The organism is Geodermatophilus obscurus (genome assembly GCF_900143215.1).
GTDB classification, from domain to species: Bacteria; Actinomycetota; Actinomycetes; order Mycobacteriales; family Geodermatophilaceae; genus Geodermatophilus; species Geodermatophilus obscurus_A.
Window position 1 is genome coordinate 37,390 of record NZ_FRDM01000002.1, and the last position, 16,470, is coordinate 53,859.

A 16,470-nucleotide genomic window follows, 5' to 3' on the forward strand; every position below is an offset into this window, starting at 1 on the left:
CCTCGCACGCTCGGGATGGGCCCCTGCAGGAGTGGCCTAGTCGGTGCCGGACTCCATCGCGGCGCGGTCGAGCAGTTGCTCGTCGTCGGCGACCGTGCCGCGGGAGGCGATGGCCTCCGCGCCCCCGGCGTCCATCGCGCCGATCAGCCCGGTCGAGGCCGCCTGGGCGACCCCGATCAGCCGCGGGTGCCCGCTGCCGACCATGCCGAGGGCCGCGTACTGCTCCAGCTTGGCCCGGGAGTCGGCGATGTCGAGGTTGCGCATGGTCAGCTGGCCGATCCGGTCCGACGGGCCGAAGGCGGAGTCCGCGGTGCGCTCCATCGACAGCTTGTCCGGGTGGTAGCTGAACGCCGGTCCGGTGGTGTCGAGGATCGAGTAGTCCTCGCCGCGCCGCAGCCGCAGCGTGACCTCGCCGGTGACCGCCGTCCCGACCCAGCGCTGCAGGGCCTCCCGGAGCATCAGCGCCTGCGGGTCCAGCCAGCGGCCCTCGTACATCAGCCGGCCGAGGCGCCGGCCCTCGCTGTGGTAGGTGGCGAGGGTGTCCTCGTTGTGGATGGCGTTGACCAGCCGCTCGTAGGCGGCGTGCAGCAGTGCCATGCCCGGGGCCTCGTAGATGCCGCGGCTCTTGGCCTCGATGACGCGGTTCTCGATCTGGTCGGACATGCCGAGCCCGTGCCGGCCGCCGATCGCGTTGGCCGCCAGCACCAGGTCGACGGCGGTGTCGAACGTCTTGCCGTCGATCACCACCGGCCGGCCCTGCTCGAAGCCGATCGTCACGTCCTCGGGCTCGATGTCGACGTCCGGGTCCCAGAACCGCACACCCATGATCGGCTGCACGATCTCCACGCCGGTGTCGAGGTGCTCGAGCGCCTTGGCCTCGTGGGTGGCGCCCCAGATGTTGGCGTCGGTGGAGTAGGCCTTCTCCGCGCTGTCCCGGTAGGGCAGGCCGTGCGCGGTCAGCCACTCCGACATCTCCTTGCGGCCGCCGAGCTCGGTGACGAAGTCGGCGTCCAGCCACGGCTTGTAGACCCGCAGCGAGGGGTTGGCCAGCAGGCCGTAGCGGTAGAACCGCTCGATGTCGTTGCCCTTGAAGGTCGAGCCGTCGCCCCAGATCTGGACGTCGTCCTCGAGCATGGCGCGCACCAGCAGGGTGCCGGTGACCGCGCGGCCCAGCGGCGTGGTGTTGAAGTAGCTGCGCCCGCCGGAGCGGATGTGGAACGCCCCGCAGGTCAGGGCCGCCAGGCCCTCCTCGACCAGCGCCGCACGGGCGTCGACCAGCCGGGCGACCTCCGCGCCGTAGGCGGCGGCGCGCCCGGGCACCGAGCTGATGTCGGGTTCGTCGTACTGGCCGATGTCGGCGGTGTAGGTGCAGGGCACCGCGCCCTTGTCGCGCATCCACGCGACCGCCACCGAGGTGTCGAGACCACCGGAGAAGGCGATCCCGACGCGTTCGCCGACGGGCAGGGAGGTGAGCACCTTGGACACCCGAAGAAGTATGCACGACTGTGAATGACCATGCGTCGGTGGGCCCACCGACACCGGCCCGGTCGGCGACCGCAACCGCCCCCGCGGCCTCGCGACGCCGCGGCCTCGCGACGCTTCGGCCGCCTCACCCCCGGACGACGTCGTAGCGGACGCAGACGAACTCGCCGTTGACCGCCTCCTCGGTGCGGACCAGCTCGAGCCGGCGCGGCAGCAGCGGCGCCCCGCCGCCGAGGGTGACCGGGGCGATCGCCACGACCACCTCGTCGAGCAGGCCGCGGTCGGCGAACTGGCCGGCCAGGTCGCCGCCGCCCACGATCCACACGTCGCGGTCCCCGGCGGCGGCGACCATCTGCCCGTGCACCTCGGCGACGTCGGCGGCGGTGAACCGGACGTCGGCGCCCGGGGGAGCGGTGAACTGCCGGTGGGTGAGGACCCAGGCCGGGACGGTGTAGGCCCACGCGCCTGGGTCGTGCTCCTGCACCCACTGGTAGGTCGTGGCGCCCATGGCCAGCGCGCCGACCCGCTTCTCGAACTCCGCGTAGCCCATCGGGCCGTGCTCGTCGGAGTGCCGGGAGAGCAGCCAGTCCAGCGAGTGGCGCTCGTCGGCGATGAAGCCGTCGAGGCTGGTCGCGGTGTAGTAGACGGTGCGCGTCATCGGTTCCTCCTGGTCAGCCAGTCGATGGGGTCCCCGGAGTCGACGGCCAGGCCGGCGTCCCGGAGCAGGTGGCGCACCAGCAGCCGCCGGTGCCCGGAGAACGTGAGGACGTGGGCGACGACGCTGCCGAGGACGAAGGTCTCCGGCGGCTCGCACAGCGCGTCGACCAGCCGGTCGCCCCAGGCGCCGCGCCGGGCGATGTCGCGGACGGCGGCCAGCCAGCGCGGTGCCACGGCGTCGTGCCGGGCCAGCAGGGCGGCCGGGTCGTCGGCGCCGCGGGCGGGCTGCCCGGCGCCCTCGATGGAGGCCAGCCACACCTCCTTGGTCCACACCAGTGCGCCGAGGAGGGCGGCGACGGACTCCTCCGCGCCGCTCCAGGCCAGGACCGAGAGCCCGGGCAGCCGGGCGCGGCGGTACTCCTCGTCCGGAAGTGCCTTCGCTCCCTCGAGCAGGGCGCGGGTGTCCTCGACGTCGTGGTGGACCAGCATCGCGGTCACCTCGTCCGGGGAGCCGCGCCCGCTGTCGTCGGCGACCCACAGCGAGGTCGGCGGGTGGAAGTGGATGCCGTTGGGCGCCGGCAGCCAGTGCTCGTCGCGGGTGCGCGGCCGGCCGTCGTCCGGCGTGCCGGGGGAGTGCCCGTAGGCGCGGCCGAAGGCGCGGGCGAAGCCCTCGACCGACTCGTACCCGGCGGCGAAGGCGGCCGCGGTGACGCTCGACCCCTCGCGCAACTGCCACGCCGCCCGCTCCAGCAGCACCCGGCGGCGCAGCGCCACCGGCGGCTCCCCGGCGCCCCGGCTGACCTGCCGGGCGAAGTACCAGGGGCTGGCGTAGGCGTCGCCGGCCATGTCGGGGAGCGTGCGGTTGTCCTCGTCGAGGACGGCGTCGAGCAGCTCGCGGAGCCGGTCCCGTCCGGGGAGGGGGTCGTCGTCGGCCACGTGGGGCAGTCTGGCCGGGGACGGCGATCCCGCGCCCGACCGTTCTTGCCCTCCTGTGCCGCCGCCGGCCGGTTGCCCGAACCGGCGGCGGTCGACGTGGCCGACCGCCCGGCCGAGCCGTCGGCACCGGACGCCGTCCGGGCCGGGGGAGACCTGGCGGACGCGGGTCGACCGGTACCCCGCCGACGGGCTGACCGAGGACGACGTCGACCGCTGGGTGCAGTCGGCGTCGACCCCGTACGGCAACGGCGACGCCCTCGACATCGCGGTGCAGGACGCCGGATCGTCGGCGTCCGCGGCCGGCCGGTCGACGGCGGCCGCCTGGACCCCGAGGACCTCTTCGGCCGGCGGGCCAACGCCTCCCCGGACCACCCGGCGGGGCCCCCTCGGGGTCGTGGGCGGGAGAGGGCCGGCGCCCGGTCGGGCTCTGCACGGCGTGGCCGGGCCGGTGTGCCGCGGATCACACGGGTGGTGGCGAGGCGGTAGCTTCCTCGCTCCCGGAGACCACGGGGTGCCGACGAGGAGGCCACCGATGTCCGTCCGTCGCTCGATCTGCCTCTACACGCCGTCCACCGACCCCTCGGGGATGGGCGCGCACATGGTGGACCTGCTCGCCGAGTACGCGGGGACGGCCGACGTGGCGCTGATGATGAGACCGACCGTGGGTGGCCGGCGGCTGCTCGACCGCGCCGCCGCGCTCGGTGCCCGCACGGTCGAGCTGCCCTCCCCCCGCGACCCGCGGTTCGCCCGGGTCGTCACGGGCTTCCTCGACACCTCCCCCGCGGACGTCTTCCACTGCCACGTCGGCACCGGCTGCGAGGACTGGGACGGCGTCCGCCTGGCCCGCCGCGCCGGGTGCGGGGTGGTGGTGCAGACCCAGCACCTGCCCTACCTGGTGTCCCATCCGCGCAAGCGGCGGGCCTACCACCACGCGATCGAGGAGGTCGACCGGCTGGTCGCCGTCTCCGAGGGACTGCGCCGCACCTACTCGCGGATCGGTGTCCCACCGGAGCGGATCACCACCGTGGCCAATGGGGTGGCGCCGCTCTCCCACCGGATAAGCCGGGACGCCGCCCGGGCGGCCCTCGGGCTGGACCCGCGGCAGCCCGTCGTCCTCACCGTGGGCCGGCTGACCCACATGAAGGGCCAGTGCCACCTCGTCGACGCCGTGCCGCGGCTGCTCGCCCGCTTCCCCGACCTCGCCGTCGTCCTCCTCGGGGACGGGCCGCTGCGGGAGACCCTGGAGAAGCGGAGCGCCGGGCTGGGCGTGGGGAGTGCCGTCCGGTTCCCCGGCCACCGGGCCGACGCCCGCCAGCTGCTGGCCGCGGCCGACGTCTTCGCCCTGCCCTCGCGGCACGAGGGGATGCCGCTGGTGGCGCTGGAGGCCATGGAGGCGGGACTCCCGGTGGTGGCCACCCGCGTCATCGGCAGCGAGGAAGTCGTCGACGACGGGGTCACCGGCGCGCTGGTGCGGCCCGCGGACCCCGCCGCCCTGGAGGCGGCCCTCGGACGGCTGCTGGCCGACCCGGACCTGCGGCGCCGGCAGGGCGCCGCCGGCCGGCGCCGGTACCTGACCTGTTTCACCCGCGAGCGGATGGCCCGGGACACCGCGGCGGTCTACGAGGCGGCGCTGCGCGGGACCGGGCGGTGAGCCGGCTGCGGGTGGGCGTCGTCGGCACCGGGTTCATCGCGGGCCGGCACCTGGCGGCGCTGACGGCCTTCCCCGACGTGACGGTCGTGGCCGTGGCCGACCCGGTGCGCGAGCGGGCCGAGGCCGCCGCGGCACGGTGCGGGGCGCGGGCCCACGGCGACGGGCTCGCACTCCTGGAGACCGAGGAGCTCGACGCGGTCTGGCTGTGCGTCCCGCCGTTCGCGCACGGGCCGCTGGAGGCGGCGGCCGTCGCCCGCGGGCTGCCGTTCTTCGTGGAGAAACCCCTGGCCCTGGACCTGACCACCGCGGAGGCGGTCGCGGCCGAGGTCGCCCGGACCGGCCTCCTCACGGCGGTGGGCTACCACTGGCGGCACCTGGGGGTCGTGCAGCGCGCGGCGGAGACGGTGCCGCCCGGGGAGGTGCAGCTGGTCACCGGTTCCTGGCTGGACCGGACACCCGCGCCGCCCTGGTGGGTGCAGCGCGGCGGTTCGGGCGGGCAGGTGGTCGAGCAGACGACGCACGTCCTCGACCTGGCCCGGCTGCTCGCCGGGGAGGTGGACCTGGTCTCGGCGGCCGAGCGGCCGGCCGGCGCCGACGGCGAGGTCCCGACGGCGGCCGTGGCGCTGCTCCGCTTCGCGTCGGGTGCGGTGGGCAGCATCTCCTCGACGCGGGTCCTCGGCTGGCGGCACGCGGTCGGCCTGCAGGTGGTGACCGAAGGGCGGGTGGTCGAGCTGTCCGAGCGCAGCCTGAGCGACCACTCGTCGCGGGTGGTCACGGCCGACGGCGAGGAGGTCAGCCGCAGCGACGAGGACCCGGTCGCCGCCGAGGACCGCGAGTTCGTCGACGTCCTGCTCGGCCGGTCGGCGGGGGTCCGGGTCCCCTACGCGGAGGCCCTGCGCACGCACGCGCTCGCCTGCGCGGCCGACCGGGCCGCCCGCGAGGGCACGTCCGTGCGGCCGGCCTCCTGAGTGCCGGCCGGGTTTCACCGACCGGCCCGCCCGGGCACGGGGTCGGCATGACGACGAGGATCGGCCTGGTCGGGGCCGGGTTCATCGCCGGCCGGCACCTGGACGCGCTCAGCGCCATCGAGGGCGTGGCGGTCGCCGGGGTCGCCGACCCGCGGGCCGACCGGGCCGAGGTGCTCGCCGCCCGGGCGGGGGCGGCGGCCTACGCCCACTGGCAGGACCTGATCGACGTGGAGCGGCTCGACGCGCTCTACGTCTGCGTGCCGCCGCACGCGCACGGGGAGGTCGAGGGCGCCGCCGTCGAGCGCGGGCTGCCGCTGTTCGTGGAGAAGCCGCTGGCGACCGACCTGCCCACCGCCGAGGCGCTGGCCGACCGGATCGACGGTGCCGGCCTGCTCACCTCGGTCGGCTACCACTGGCGCTACCTGGACACCCTGGAGACCGCCCGCGAGCTGCTCGCCGAGGCGCCGGCCCGCATGGTGCTGGGCACGTGGCTGGACAGGGCGCCGCGCGTGGACTGGTGGGCCCGGCAGGACGGCTCGGGCGGGCAGACCGTCGAGCAGGCCACCCACCTCTTCGACGTCGCCCGGGTGCTGGTCGGCGAGGTGGCGGGCGGCTGGGCCACCGGCTCGCGCTCCGCCGAGGGCCCCGGCGACATCCTCGACGTGTGCACCGCCGCGCTGCGGTTCACCTCCGGCGCGGTCGGGTCCTTCTCCAACAGCTGCCTGCTGCCGCGGGCCCAGCGGATCGGCGTCGAGCTGGTCGCACCCGGCCTGGGCCTGTGGCTCACCGAGCACCAGCTGGTGGTCACCGACGCCGACGGCGAGCGGACGGTGCACCGCGGCGTCGACCCCTTCGCGGCCGAGGACCGCGCGTTCGTCGCCGCCCTCCGCGGCGAGGGGGACGACGTCCGGACGACCTACCGGGAGGCCCTGCGCACGCACCGGCTGGCGGTCACCGTCGCCACCGCGGCCGTCGACGGCGGAACGGTGCAGCTGTGAGCCGGGTGGTCCGCAGCATCGGCGTCGTCGCGCCGGGGGAGCCGGCGATCCTGGACGTCGAGGAACCCGACCCCGGCCCCGGGCAGGCGTGGGTGCGCACCGAGTGGAGCGGGGTGAGCGCCGGCACGGAGGTGGCGATCGTCCGCGGCACCGACCCGCACCACCTGCTGCACTGGGACCCCGACCTGCGGTCCTTCGACGACGACGCGGGCCCGCCGGCCACCTACCCGGTCCGCGCGCTGGGCTACATGGAGGTCGGCCGGGTCACCGTGAGCCGCACCCCGGAGCTCGCCGAGGGACAGCTGGTGGCCATGGCGTACGGGCACCGCACCGGCGTCTGCGCCGACCCCTCGGCCAGGCCGGTGATCCCGGTGCCCGACGACCTCGACCCGCTGCTCGGCGTCTACCTCGCGCAGATGGGGCCGATCTGCGTCAACGGGCTGCTGCACGCCGCGGCCGACGCCGCCGGGCCGGGCGCGGGTGTGGACGCCGGGGTGCGCGACCGGCACGTGCTGGTCACCGGCGCCGGCGTCATCGGGCTGCTGAGCGCGCTGCTCGCCGTCCGGCACGGCGCCGACGTCGTCGTCGCCGAGCCCTCCGCCGAGCGGCGGGCGGTCGCCGAGGCGCTGGGCCTGGCCACCCTCGCCGATGACGGGTCCGCCTGGCGCGCGGTCAAGGAGCGCTGGCACCACGGGCGGGGGGACGCCGGCGCCGACGTCGTCCTGCAGTGCCGGGGCCACGACGCCGCGCTGGCCACCGGGCTCAAGGCGCTGCGCCCCCAGGGCACCGTCGTCGACCTGGGCTTCTACCAGGCCGGCGCCGAGGCGGTGCGGCTCGGCGAGGAGTTCCACCACAACGGCCTGGCGGTGGTCTGCGCGCAGGTCGGCCGGGTGCCGCGCGGCATGGCCGACGCCTGGCCGCGGACGGCGCTGGCGCAGGTCACCCTGGACCTGCTGCGCGAGCGGGGTCCGGAGATCCGCGCCCACCTGGTCACCGACGTCCTGCCGTTCGAGGAGGGGCCGCGGCTGCTGGCCGACCTCGCCGGCCGCCGGTTGGCCGCCCCGCCGCTGCAGGCGGTGCTGAGCTTCCCGGGCGGCTGAGCCCGTGCGGGTCCTGCTGGTCGGCAACCACTGGACGCTGGCCCCGGGCGGTGCGGAGACGATGCTGGTGCTCACCGCGGACCTGCTGCGCGCCGCCGGGCACGAGGTGGTGCCGTTCGCCGTCGCCGAGGAGCGGACGCTGCCGACGCCGGTGCGCTCGTCCCTGCCGACGGCGGCCGGCGCCGGCGCGCGCACCCGGTTCGGCGAGGCGTGGGCGGGCACCTGGTCGCCGCGGGCGTTCCGGGCCCTGGTGCGGGTGATCGACGAGGTGCGGCCGGACGTCGCGCACGTGCACCACGTCTTCGAGCGGCTGACCGTCTCGGTGCTCGACGCGCTGCAGCGCCGGGGCGTGCCGACGGTGATGACGCTGCACGACTACAAGCCGGTCTGCCCCAACTTCCGGCTGTTCACCGACGGCGCGCCGTGCACCCGGTGCCTGTCCGGCGGCTACTGGCAGGTGGTGCGGCACCGCTGCCTGGAGGGTTCGCGGTGGCGGTCGGTCGCCGCCGCGGCCGATGCCTACGCCTCCCGTTCCCGCGGCGTCTACGACCGGGTCGACCGCTTCCTCGCGCCGAGCGCGTTCCTCCGCGACCGGGTGGTCGAGGGTGGGCTGCCGGCCGCGCGGGTGGAGGTGCTGCCCAACCCCGTGGTGGCCGCAACCGAGCCCCGGCCGGCCCGGGCCGAGCCGCCGACGGTGCTGTACGCCTCCCGGCTGGTCGCGGAGAAGGGCGTGGACACCCTGCTGGACGCCGCCGCACGGCTGCCGCCCGGCGTGCGGGTGCGGCTGGCCGGGTCCGGACGGCTGGAGCGGGCGGTGCGCTCCCGGGTCGCGCCGGAGCGGCTGCCGGTCGACGTCCTCGGCCCGCTGCCGCCGCCGGACGTCGCGGCTGCGCTGCGGGCCGCGGCGGTCGCCGTCCTGCCGGCGCTGTGGTGGGAGAACTGCCCGATGGCGGTGCTCGAGGCCGCCGCGCAGGGGGTCCCGGTGGTCGCCTCGGCGGTGGGCGGCGTCCCCGAGCTGGTGGACGACGGCTCGACCGGGCTGCTGGTGCCGCCGGGGGACGCCGCTGCGCTGGCCGGCGCGCTGACCCGGCTGCTGGACCGGTCCGACGAGGCCGACCGGATGGGCCGGGCCGGGTGGGCGCGGGTGCGGGCGCGGCACGACCCGGACGGCCACGTCACGGCGCTGCAGGAGCTCTACCGGCGTGTCGCGCGGTGAGTCGTTCCGGACTCCCTTGTGCCGCAACGAGGGGCGGCGGATCCTGCCGTCATCGCCGCTGACGCCGGGTGGGCCGGGCTGCCTCGGCGGTTCGGGGAGTGGGTCGTCATGAAGTGGGCGATCATCGTCGTGCTCGGCTTCGGAGTGGAGATCGCGCTGGTCATCGCGATGGCGCGGAGCAACACGGCGCGGTGGGAGCGGGACCACCGGGCCGCCCGGGCGGCCGTCCGGGCGCGCGAGGAGGCGGGGCTGCGCGTGCGGGCGGCGGGGCTGGTGGCGCAGCGCGTCCCGCACCCGCACCTGTCACACCTCCCGCACGTGCACCTGTCGCCGCGGGTCGTCGACCGGCTCGCGCACACCCGCGAGGTCCTGCACGTCCCGCGCCTGCACCTGCCCCGCCTCACCCGGCACCCGGCGCGGCCGGACATCCCGGCTCCCACGCCGGCGCCGGGCGACGCGACCGCGGCAGACAGCCCGTCCGAGGAGCAGCCCGCGTCGTAGCACCCGCCGTCCGGTCGCGGTGGGTGCACGCAGCGCTGTCCCGGCGCACCCGGACACGCGATGTGTGCACGCACCGCGAACGGCCTCGCCCCGCGCTCGGACGCCGTCGGGCGGTTAGCGTCCCGGGCGTGACGCCGGACGAGGAGGTGGCGGTGACGCCCCAGGACGACCGCACCGAGGCCCCACTGGTCGGGGACGAGGTCCCGCTGCTGACCGGCTTCCTCGACTTCCAGCGGCAGACCCTCGCGTGGAAGTGCGCGGGGCTCTCGCCGCAGCAGCTGGCGACCCGCGCCGTCGCCACCTCCGACCTCACCCTGCTCGGCATGGTGCGGCACCTCGCGGCCGTCGAGACGGGCTGGCTCGTCGGCTTCGGCGGGCTGCCGCACGACGCGTGGCCGGACGTGGTCCGGGACCGCGACGAGCAGTTCCGGGTCGATTCCACGACCGTCACGCAGGAGGACGTCGACGCGGCCTGGGCGATCTGGCACGCCGTCACCCGCGCGGTCGGCACGGTGGTCGACCAGCTCCCGTTCGACACCGCGGACCGGCCGTGGGGCCGCGACGACGAGTTCTCGCTGCGCTGGATCCTGCTGCACCTGGTCGAGGAGTACGCGCGGCACAACGGCCACGCCGACCTGCTCCGCGAGGCCCTGGACGGCGCCACCGGCGAGTAGCCGGAGCAGCGCCGGCCGCTACGCGGGAAACGGGAGGAGGGGCGGTGCCTCGACCCGAGGGTGGTCCCGCGGCCCCCGCGCCGCCCGCTCCGCGCACCGGGCGGCCCGGCGCGCCGCCTCCCGCCGGTCGGTCGCGCGCCGGGCGTGCAGCGCCCGGGCCTCCTCGGCCCCCGGTGCCTCGAAACCGTCGGTGGTGAGGCGGCACGCGCCGAGCCGCACCCAGCGCGTGCCGCCGTCGACGTCGCGGACGCCGACCAGCAGCCCGGTGTTGTGCCGGCGCACCGCGTAGGCCACGCCGCGCACCGCCAGCTCGGTGTCCGCTGCCGACTCGGCGGCCGGCCCGTAGAGCCAGGTCACGTGCCGGACCCGCGTCCGGTACCGGTCGTCGCGCTCGCGCCAGGCGGTGTCCGGCAGCGCTGACAGCTGCACCTCCACCGCGGCGCCCACCTCGGCCACGACGACGTGCAGGCCGCCGCTCCCGGCCGGACCCGGGACCTCCTCGAACCGCGGCCGGAACCCCTGCGCGGCGAGCCACGCCGCCACCGCCCGCCGGTAGCGGAGGTGCTCGTACGCCGGCCCGGCGTCGGACCCGGGGAGAGCGCAGCGCACGTCGCCGGAGTGGCGGAAGTGCGGCCGGGAGCCCTCCCGCACCTCCAGGACGAGCCGGCTGCCGCACCCACCGGCCTCGCGGGAGCACCAGAAGCCGCCGTCGCGGTGCAGGCCGAGCACGCGGGCCGCCGTCCCGTCCTCGGGCAGGGTGACGGCGGCCGTGCCCGCCGGCCCGTCCGTCACCGCCCACCGCAGCTCGATCGACACGCCGCGACGGTAGGCCGGGGGTCCGACAGGACGGAGCCCGACAGGACGAGCCGGACAGCGGCCTCCCTGCAGGTTGAAGGACCCCGTCCTCCTCACCGCTCGCAAGCTCGCGGCGAGCCTCTGGACGAGGCCTGGTGCGAGCTCGCGGGCGGTGGGGGCAGGGAGGTCCTCTCTCAGCGGGCGACCGACCGGAACAGGTCCACGACGCGGTCGGCGTGCGCGTCGAAGGTGTGCTGCTCCCGCACCGCCAGCGCCGCCGCCGCACCCCGCCGGGACGCCAGCTCTGCGGCCAGGACGGCGGCCACGTCGTCGGCGTCCCGGTAGAACAGCCCGGTGCCGTCGCGGCGCAGCACCCGCTCCACCGACACCAGCGACCCCGGGTTCGCCTGCTGCAGCAGCGGCAGCCCGGCGGCCAGGTACACCGGCAGCCGGGCGGGGGAGTTGAGGTCGTCCCACGTCGCCCGCCGCAGGTCCCCGTCGTTGGTGCTGTCGAACCGGTGCAGCCACCCGGCGTCGTACCGCGACAGCTCGCGCACCCAGGCCTCCGGCCCCACCGGCGGGTGCACGTGCACGAACCCCGGCGCGGCGGCGAGCGCGGCGGCCAGCCAGCCGGTCCACGACCCCTTCGGTCCGGGCGCCCGCACCTGGCCGTGGAGGTGGGTGTGCACCCCCCGTGCAGCCAGTGCCAGCACCCAGTCGAGGTCCAGCCCGGCCGGCCGGCCCGCGACGACGGTGTGCGGCTGCCCGTCGTGGTCGGAGAGCCGGGGCGAGAGCGGGGCGTCGAGCCAGTCGCGCGTGGGCAGGTCGCCGTCCAGCACGCCGAGCCGGGCCGGATCGACCCGGCCGGACAGCGCGAGGGCGAACCAGTCGCGCTCCTCCTCGGTGGCGAACAGCGACGCGTCGGCGCGGCACACCAGGTCGGCCAGCAGCGGCCACTCGCCGCGGACGGTGCTGCGCTGCGGCGCCTCCTTGAACGTCCACACGAACGGCAGCTGCGGGAACGCCGACTGCACCGCGTGCGCGAACGGCACCGCCCGCCAGTTCAGCTGCGCCCACACCACGTCGGGCGCCAGCTCGCCCACCGCGGACCGCCAGCGGTCGCGGTCGAGGTCCGGTACGTGCCCGAACGGCAGCGGCCCCACGGTCGAGTCGCCCAGGCCGTCCGTGGTCCACAGCCCGGTGAGGGAGTGCCCGCGCCCGGCCAGCGCCAGCACCCGCTCCGGGTTGAGCGCCAGCTCGCCGGCCACCAGCACCGACAGCCCGTCCGCCGACGGCGGGTACGACCGCGACCGGAACCGCGCGTAGCGGGCCACCTCGTCGACGTCGCCGCCGTCCGAGGAGGCGAAGCGCAGCGGCTCGCGCACCCGGTAGCGGCTGCGGAAGACGTTGAGCCCGCCGTCCCGCGACTCCCGCAGCACGGCCGACCGCTGGCCGGGGTGGCAGGTCCAGGAGCAGGTGACGCGGCCGGTGTCCGCCGTCCGCCCGCGGGCCCGCAGCCGGTCCCACATCAGCCGGCCCAGGTCGTCGGACTCCAGCTCGGCCCGCTCGGTCCACCGGTCGGCGGTGACCCGGTGCGCGACCTGCACCAGCTGCGCGTAGGGGGTGTCCGGGGGCTCGGCGAGGCCCGACCGCGCCAGGACGGCGCCCGGCTCGGCCAGGCAGTCGAGCAGCGCGGCCAGGTGGTCGGGGGACCAGACGTCGTCGGCCGGGAGGTAGGCGACCAGCGGGGCGTCCAGCACGTCGAGCCCGGCGTTCAGCGTCGCGCCGAGCCCGCGGTTGTCCGGCCACCGGACCAGCCGCACCCGTGGGTCGGCCAGCCCGCGCACCACGTCGGCCACCGCCGAGGGGTCCGGTGAGCCGTCGTCGAGCACCAGCGCCGTCCAGTCGGCGCGGGACTGCGCGCGCAGGCACTCGAGCGCGCGGGGCAGGAAGGCGGCCTGGTCGTACACCGGCACGAGCACGCCGACCGCCGTCACGCCACCGCCTCCAGCACGTCCCCCTCCCGCACCCGCGCGTAGACCGACGCCACCCGCGCGGCCAGCCGGGGCCACGCGTACTCCTCAGCCCGGACCAGCGCCCCCGCGGCGAGCCGGGCCCGCAGCTCGGGATCGGCGGCCAGCCGGTCCAGCGCCGCGGCCAGCGCGTCGGCGTCCCCGGGCGGCACGAGCAGCCCGGTGACGCCGTGGTGCACCACCTCCGGGATGCCGCCGACGTCGCTGGCGACCACGGGCAGCCCCGAGGCCATGGCCTCGGTCAGCACCGAGCCCATCTCCTCGTAGGCCGAGGGCAGCGCCAGGACGTCCAGCGAGGCCAGCACGGCCGGGACGGCGGTGTGCTCGACGAACCCGGTGAGGTGCACCCGCGGCAGGCCGGCCGCCAGCGCGTGCACCCGCTGGCGGTCCGGGCCGTCGCCGACCACCACCAGGGAGGCCGGCTCGCGCATCCGGCCGAAGGCCTCGACCAGCCGGTCGGCCCGCTTCTGCGGGGCGAGCCGGCCGACGTAGCCGATCCGCGGGCGGCCGACCCCGGGGAACGCGTCCGGCGGGCGCCCGGCGAACAGCCGCGGGTCGAAACCCGACGGGACGGTGCTGACCCGCTCGGCCGGCACCCCGTCGGCGACCAGCGCCGCGGCCGTCCGGTCGGTGAGGACGACGACGGCATCGGCCCGGCGCAGCGCGGAGCGCTCGACCGCCCCGCCGAGCGCCCGCAGCAGGCGGGTGCGCAGGCCCCCGCCGGTGAGCGTGTGCCCGACGCTGCAGTGCACGGTCACCACCAACGGGCAGCGGTGCCACCGCGCGGCGAGGCGGGCCAGCGGCAGGGTGGCGAGGTCCTCGCCCTGGTGGGCGTGCACGACGTCGACCGGCCGGGCGGGCCGCCGCAGGACGACGCGCAGCGCGTCGAGCGCCCACAGCTGGCGCAGCCGCGGTACCGGCAGCCCGGTGCGGTGGACGACGGCCGAGCGGCCCAGCCGGGTGACGCCGCGCCCGCCGGCCAGCCGCGAGGTGACCACGGTCTGCACGTGCGCCTGGGCGTCGAGGCAGCGGGTGAGCGTGGCGGTGTGGTTCTGCATGCCGCCGATCGGGTCGTACCGTGCGGACCGTCCGTCGACCGCGGCCTCCCCGGAGGGCAGCGGCTCGAACACGCTGCACAGCCGCAGCACGTGGACGGGGTGCACGGGACCTCCGAGTGGACCGACTCCAGCGACATCGGCAGGACCCGCAGTAGAGCAGAGTTGCGCCGGCGTCGCCGCCGGGGAAGATGCCGCAGGTGAGCGGACCCCTCGCCGACCCGGCGGTGCGCCGGGTGGCCCTCGTGCGGCTGCGCGTGGGCCTGGGCGACCTGCTCTGCTCGCTGCCCGCGGTGCGCCGGCTGCGCGCCGCCCGGCCCGACCTGGAGGTCAGCCTGGTCACCTGGCCGGAGACCGCCGCGGTGGTGGAGCGGATGGCGGACGCCGTCGACGAGCTGCTGCCCTTCCCCGGGGCGGACGACGTCCCCGACCGCCCGCCGGGCCGCGAGCCGGACCCGGCGTCGTGGGCGGCGTTCACCGCGGCGGCGGCCGGGCGGCGCTTCGACCTGGCGCTGCAGGCGTACGGCGACCGGCCTGCCGCCAACCGGGTCACCGCCGCTCTGGGCGCCCGGCTGGTGGGTGGGTTCGCCCCGACCGGCTGGGCGCCGCCGCCGGGCACGGAGCAGCTGCACCTGCGCTATCCGGTGCACCTGCACGAGGCCGAGCGGCACACCCGGCTCTTCGAGCACCTCGGCCTGCCCCCGGCCGGCCCGCCCGAGATGGCCTTCCCGTTCACGCCCGCAGACGAGGCCGAGCACGCGGCGACGCTGGACCGCGCCGGCCTGGTGCCCGGCGGCTACGCCGTCCTGCACCCGGGCGCCTCGTCGCCGACCCGCATGTGGCCGGCCGACCGGTACGCCGCCGTGGGCGACGCGCTGGTCGCCGACGGGCTGGCCGTGGTCGTCACCGGCGGGCCGGGGGAGCGGGCGGTCGGGTCGGCGGTGGTCGCCGCGATGCGCGCCCCGGCGGTCGACCTCACCGGCGCGACCAGCCTCGGCGGGCTGGCCGCGCTGCTGCGCGACGCCGCGGTGCTGGTCGGCAACGACACCGGCTCGGCGCACTTGGCCGCCGCCGTCGGCGCCCGCAGCGTCACCGTCTTCCTGCCCGGCGACCCGGTGCGGTGGGCGCACCGCGGGCCGCGGCACCGCGCGCTGGTCGCCGACGTGCCGTGCGCGCCGTGCCCGCACCTGGTCTGCCCGATCGACTTCCGCTGCGCCGACTCGGTGCGGCCCCGGGACGTGCTCGCCGCTGCCCGCGAGCTCGCTTCCGGCCATCCCCGCGGGGATGGCCGGGAGGGGGTCGCGTGAAGCGGGTCTCGCTGGTCTGCGACTCCGAGAACTGGGGCGGCGCGGAGGTCTACCTGACCTCGCTGCTGCGCCGCGCCGGCTGGCTGGGCTGGACCGCGTCGCTGGTCTGCGCCGAGCCGCTCGCCGGCCGCTTCGCGCCGTTCGTGCCGCCCGGCCGGCTGGCCGCCGTCCCGCTGGCCCGGCACACCGGCGCCGCACCGGCGCTGCGCGCCGCGCTGGCCGCGCAGCTCCCGGACGTCGTCCTGGTCAACCTCGTCGACCCCGGCTCCAACGCCGCGGCGGTGGCGGCGGCGCTCGAGGTGGCGCCCACGGTCGGCGTCCTGCACCTGCCGGGCGACGCCGGAGCGGGGGACGTCCGCGCCCACCTGGCCGGGCTGTACGGGCGGATGGCCGCCGTCCTCACCCCGGCCGCCGGTGCGCGGGACCAGCTGAGGACCGACCTGGCGGTGCCCGCCGACCGCGTGCACGTCGTCCCGAACGGCGTCGACCTGCCCGCCGATCCGGCCGGGCCGGCGGGGCGGACCGTGCCGCGGGTCGGCGGGCTGGGCCGGCTGACCGCGCAGAAGGGCTTCGACGTGCTGGTCGACGCCGTCCGGTCGCTGACCGGCGCCGGCGTGCCGGTCGAGGTGGTGGTCGGCGGCGAGGGGCGGGACGGCGAGCGGCTGCGCGCCGCGGCGGCGGACCTGCCGGTCACCTTCTGCGGTTTCGTCGACGACGTCCGCGGCTTCCTCGCCGGGCTGGACGTCTTCTGCCTGTCCTCCCGCCGCGAGGCGCTGCCGCTGGTGCTGCTGGAGGCCATGGCCGAGGGCCTGCCGTGCGTGGCCACCGACGTGGGGGACGTCGCGGTCGCGGTCGGCCCGGACGCCGTCGTCGTCCCGCCGGGGGACGCCGGAGCGCTCGCCGCGGCGCTCGCCGGCCTGCTCGGGGACCCGGCCGGGCGGGCCGAGCTGGGACGGCGGGCGCGGACCCGGGCGACCGACGCCTTCGACGCCGGCCTCATGGCGCGCCGGACGTTCGCCGTCCTGACCCGTGCGGCGGGTGTGCCCGCGACCGGCGCGGGGAACGCCCAGGAGCGAGAGAGTTGACGCGCGCGGGGC

15 protein-coding genes are annotated in these 16,470 nt (G+C 77.2%); 9 read left to right on the forward strand and 6 right to left on the reverse strand.

The genetic code is table 11. The features are described 5' to 3' along the window. Positions 1 to 36: 36 nt before the first annotated feature. The 3 genes from argG to BUB17_RS02555 all read right to left on the reverse strand — a co-directional run bounded on the left by argG (position 37) and on the right by BUB17_RS02555 (position 3,075). The gene (argG, locus tag BUB17_RS02545) at positions 37 to 1,485 is read right to left on the reverse strand and encodes an argininosuccinate synthase (protein WP_072912766.1); all 1,449 of its coding nucleotides are present in this window, start codon (positions 1,483 to 1,485) and stop codon (positions 37 to 39) included. Between the two features lie 124 nt (positions 1,486 to 1,609). Further along, entirely contained in the window at positions 1,610 to 2,140 is a 531-nt protein-coding gene (locus BUB17_RS02550; protein WP_072912769.1) for a dihydrofolate reductase family protein, read from the reverse strand. Next, positions 2,137 to 3,075, reverse strand: a complete 939-nt coding sequence (locus BUB17_RS02555) for a helix-turn-helix domain-containing protein (protein ID WP_072913658.1) — start codon at positions 3,073 to 3,075, stop codon at positions 2,137 to 2,139. The genes BUB17_RS02550 and BUB17_RS02555 overlap by 4 nt, the downstream gene beginning before the upstream one ends. 532 nt (positions 3,076 to 3,607) lie before the next feature. Between BUB17_RS02555 and BUB17_RS02560 the strand changes: the two genes are divergently transcribed. From BUB17_RS02560 to BUB17_RS02590, 7 genes are all read left to right on the forward strand, one after another. Next, complete coding sequence (locus BUB17_RS02560) at positions 3,608 to 4,726, forward strand: glycosyltransferase family 4 protein (protein ID WP_072912772.1); 1,119 nt, start codon at positions 3,608 to 3,610, stop codon at positions 4,724 to 4,726. Further along, positions 4,723 to 5,694, forward strand: coding sequence for a Gfo/Idh/MocA family protein (locus tag BUB17_RS02565; RefSeq protein ID WP_208983296.1), 972 nt, complete (start codon positions 4,723 to 4,725; stop codon positions 5,692 to 5,694). The genes BUB17_RS02560 and BUB17_RS02565 overlap by 4 nt, the downstream gene beginning before the upstream one ends. Before the next feature lie 47 nt (positions 5,695 to 5,741). Next, positions 5,742 to 6,692 (forward strand): Gfo/Idh/MocA family protein, encoded by a 951-nt coding sequence (locus BUB17_RS02570; protein ID WP_072912775.1) that lies wholly within the window; start codon positions 5,742 to 5,744, stop codon positions 6,690 to 6,692. Further along, positions 6,689 to 7,792 carry a zinc-dependent alcohol dehydrogenase gene (locus BUB17_RS02575; protein WP_072912778.1) on the forward strand — a complete coding sequence of 368 codons (1,104 nt, stop codon included), beginning with the start codon at positions 6,689 to 6,691 and terminating at the stop codon, positions 7,790 to 7,792. Before BUB17_RS02570 ends, BUB17_RS02575 begins: the two co-directional genes overlap by 4 nt. Positions 7,793 to 7,796: 4 nt before the next feature. Next, positions 7,797 to 9,008: a glycosyltransferase gene (locus BUB17_RS02580; RefSeq protein WP_072912781.1), complete on the forward strand. Its 1,212-nt coding sequence runs from the start codon at positions 7,797 to 7,799 to the stop codon at positions 9,006 to 9,008. Positions 9,009 to 9,116: 108 nt separating this feature from the next. Further along, entirely contained in the window at positions 9,117 to 9,509 is a 393-nt protein-coding gene (locus BUB17_RS25890; RefSeq protein WP_072912784.1) for a hypothetical protein, read from the forward strand. Positions 9,510 to 9,637: 128 nt separating this feature from the next. Further along, complete coding sequence (locus tag BUB17_RS02590; protein WP_208983297.1) at positions 9,638 to 10,183, forward strand: DinB family protein; 546 nt, start codon at positions 9,638 to 9,640, stop codon at positions 10,181 to 10,183. 18 nt (positions 10,184 to 10,201) lie between these two features. Here the strand turns inward: BUB17_RS02590 and BUB17_RS26540 are convergent, their stop codons facing one another. The 3 genes from BUB17_RS26540 to BUB17_RS02605 all read right to left on the reverse strand — a co-directional run bounded on the left by BUB17_RS26540 (position 10,202) and on the right by BUB17_RS02605 (position 14,174). After that, on the reverse strand, positions 10,202 to 10,999 hold the full coding sequence (locus tag BUB17_RS26540) for a competence protein CoiA family protein (protein WP_072912787.1): 798 nt from the start codon (positions 10,997 to 10,999) through the stop codon (positions 10,202 to 10,204). A gap of 173 nt (positions 11,000 to 11,172) precedes the next feature. Further along, positions 11,173 to 12,975, reverse strand: coding sequence for a glycosyltransferase family 2 protein (locus BUB17_RS02600; protein ID WP_072912790.1), 1,803 nt, complete (start codon positions 12,973 to 12,975; stop codon positions 11,173 to 11,175). Further along, entirely contained in the window at positions 12,972 to 14,174 is a 1,203-nt protein-coding gene (locus BUB17_RS02605; protein WP_072912793.1) for a glycosyltransferase, read from the reverse strand. Before BUB17_RS02605 ends, BUB17_RS02600 begins: the two co-directional genes overlap by 4 nt. 83 nt (positions 14,175 to 14,257) lie before the next feature. Between BUB17_RS02605 and BUB17_RS02610 the strand changes: the two genes are divergently transcribed. Continuing rightward, the gene (locus tag BUB17_RS02610; protein WP_072912796.1) at positions 14,258 to 15,373 is read left to right on the forward strand and encodes a glycosyltransferase family 9 protein; all 1,116 of its coding nucleotides are present in this window, start codon (positions 14,258 to 14,260) and stop codon (positions 15,371 to 15,373) included. Beyond that, positions 15,370 to 16,458, forward strand: a complete 1,089-nt coding sequence (locus BUB17_RS02615) for a glycosyltransferase family 4 protein (RefSeq protein WP_072912798.1) — start codon at positions 15,370 to 15,372, stop codon at positions 16,456 to 16,458. Before BUB17_RS02610 ends, BUB17_RS02615 begins: the two co-directional genes overlap by 4 nt. Positions 16,459 to 16,470: the final 12 nt, after the last annotated feature.

What these genes read in the sequence shown, in the direction of transcription:
- BUB17_RS02560 (WP_072912772.1), top strand. Translation starts at nt 3,608, where the DNA reads ATGTCCGTCCGTCGCTCGATCTGCCTCTACACGCCGTCCACCGACCCC.
- BUB17_RS25890 (WP_072912784.1), top strand. Translation starts at nt 9,117, where the DNA reads ATGAAGTGGGCGATCATCGTCGTGCTCGGCTTCGGAGTGGAGATCGCG.
- BUB17_RS02570 (WP_072912775.1), top strand. Translation starts at nt 5,742, where the DNA reads ATGACGACGAGGATCGGCCTGGTCGGGGCCGGGTTCATCGCCGGCCGG.
- BUB17_RS02550 (WP_072912769.1), bottom strand. Translation starts at nt 2,140, where the DNA reads ATGACGCGCACCGTCTACTACACCGCGACCAGCCTCGACGGCTTCATC.
- BUB17_RS02610 (WP_072912796.1), top strand. Translation starts at nt 14,258, where the DNA reads ATGCCGCAGGTGAGCGGACCCCTCGCCGACCCGGCGGTGCGCCGGGTG.